The sequence below is a fragment of the Cellulomonas sp. genome (assembly GCF_017744555.1).
Lineage (GTDB): Bacteria > Actinomycetota > Actinomycetes > Actinomycetales > Cellulomonadaceae > Cellulomonas.
Window position 1 is genome coordinate 1 of the sequence record NZ_JAGIBD010000090.1, and the last position, 1,923, is coordinate 1,923.

A 1,923-nucleotide genomic window follows, 5' to 3' on the forward strand; every position below is an offset into this window, starting at 1 on the left:
CGGGTCCGCGTCCGCCGAGCCCGACCCGTTCGGCGCGCGCCGCCAGGGCGCGGTCGTCGCGGCCCGTGTGCCACACGTCGAGACCGGTGGCGTCGGCGAGGTCGGCGGCGGCCAGCCCCGCGGGGCCCCCGCCGCGGACCACGAGCCCGTGCGGCGCGCCGGACGCGGCGAGCCGGGGGCGCAGCGCGAGCGTGCCGGCGACGCACCGCAGGTCGGGGCGGGCGACCACGACGACCGCGTCGCACGCGGGCAGCGGCGCGTCGCCCTCGACGACGGAGCCGCGGCCGAGGTCCAGCACGAGGGCCCCGAGCGTGCGTGCGAGCGCGTGCAGCACGTCGACCCGGACGCCCGCGTCGACGGGCTCGGGGCGCGTCCGGTCGGCCGACAGCACGGCGCACGCACCCCAGCGGGGCAGCAGCGCGAGGACGTCGGCGCCGGGGACGTCGCCGCCGGCGCCGCGCAGGTCGGGCCACCGCGCGCCGTCGACGTCCTCGAGGCCGAGCACGACGTCGACGCCCGCGGCGGCGGGGTCGAGGTCGACGAGCGCCGTGGCGGTGCCGCGGGACAGGCGGCGCGCGAGCAGCGCCGCGAACGTCGAGGCGCCGACGCCGCCGCCGGCGCCGACGACCCCGACCACGGTGGCGCTGCGGGCGTGCTCCATGCGTGCTCCTGCCGGTCCGGGCGGCCGCCGTGGGGCGGATGGCGGTGCGATCGTCGCGGCCCCGGCCTCCGCCCGGTGGGTGGCGCCGGGCGTTCGTGGACCTCCCGCTCGGCACCGGGGGCTGGGGGCGGTTCGACGCACCCGAGCCGCGCACCGGGAGCGACGCACGAGAGCACGCAGGACCACGCAGGACGGGCCCGCCCCGGAGGTCGCAGTCGACCCCGAGGTGGCGGCGGTCGCCTACGACCGCCCGGTGCGCCGCGCGGCACGCGCGTGCCGCGGCGCACCCGGCGTCGCGAGCCCCGCCGTCCCTCCACGGCAGTCCTCGAGACGCAGGCGTGCGACCCGGGTGACGGTGAGCAGGGCGAGGCCGGCCACGAGCAGCGTCCACGCCGCCACCCAGCCCTGCAGGATCCCCGCACCGGTCGCCGCGAGGGCGCCCGTCGAGGTCGCGTTCAGCTCGTACATGTCTCCCCCTTCGGTCCGTGGCCCGGGGTCCGGGCGGGACGCCGCGCGGGCGCGCGACGTCCGGGAGCGCGCGGCCCGCCCGGGCGGCGCGCGACGACGCGGTCAGCCGGCGGTCGGCGTCGCCACGACGTGGTTCCACGCGGTGTCGCGCCGCGCGAGCGCGAGAACGAGCGCGTGCACGAACGCGGCCTGCAGCGCGATCGCGTACACCAGCTCGGGCAGCACCGTGACCGCGAGCAGCCGGCTGCGCGCGTCGGCCTCGGCGACCGTCACGACGCGCTCGACGACGAACACGCCGCCGACGGCGAGCCAGAACGGCTGCACCACGAACGTGCCCGCGACCACCGAGGCCGCGGTGAGGGCCAGCAGCACCGCGAGCGTCGCGGTGCCGAGCGCGATCATCACCTGCTGCCCGACGTACCGGGCCGTGACCCGCGTGAGCCCGTACGCGCGCAGGTTGTCGAGCATGCCCTTGTACCAGCGCACGCGCTGCCGGTGCAGGCCGCCCCACGTGGGCTGCAGCTGCTCGGCGGGGCGCTCGGCTGCTCGTGAGCGAGCGGACCGTCGACAACCACGTGTACCGGATCTTCCGCAAGCTCGGCGTCGACGCCCGCGACCGCGTGGCCGCGCTGCTGTAACCGGCACGCCCGACGCGGGTCCGCGCGCGGGGCGGCCCGCGTCGGCGGCTCCCGCTACGCTCGCGCACGTCCGGTCCCCGAGCGTCGCGGAGCGTCATGGCCGTCCCCGTCGACCCCGTCCCCGTCGACCCCGTCGACCCGCTGCCCGTCGACCCC

Annotated in this window: 4 protein-coding genes; 1 reads left to right on the top strand and 3 read right to left on the bottom strand. The window is 79.3% G+C overall.

Features of this window, described 5'->3' with window-relative positions:
* From J7523_RS20210 to J7523_RS20220, 3 genes are all read right to left on the bottom strand, one after another.
* Positions 1-661, bottom strand: a 661-nt coding sequence (locus J7523_RS20210; protein ID WP_291890566.1) for a pilus assembly protein FlpE, incomplete at its 3' end; no start/stop codon positions are given.
* A 240-nt stretch (positions 662-901) separates the two neighbouring features.
* Positions 902-1,129: a hypothetical protein gene (locus J7523_RS20215; protein WP_291890568.1), complete on the bottom strand. Its 228-nt coding sequence runs from the start codon at positions 1,127-1,129 to the stop codon at positions 902-904.
* A gap of 102 nt (positions 1,130-1,231) precedes the next feature.
* Positions 1,232-1,615, bottom strand: coding sequence for a hypothetical protein (locus J7523_RS20220; RefSeq protein WP_291890570.1), 384 nt, complete (start codon positions 1,613-1,615; stop codon positions 1,232-1,234).
* Between the two features lie 62 nt (positions 1,616-1,677).
* Here J7523_RS20220 and J7523_RS20225 point away from each other — a divergent pair, with 62 nt between their 5' ends.
* A complete protein-coding gene (locus J7523_RS20225) occupies positions 1,678-1,767 on the top strand; it encodes a LuxR C-terminal-related transcriptional regulator (protein WP_291890572.1) in 90 nt (29 codons plus the stop codon).
* Positions 1,768-1,923 lie beyond the last annotated feature (156 nt).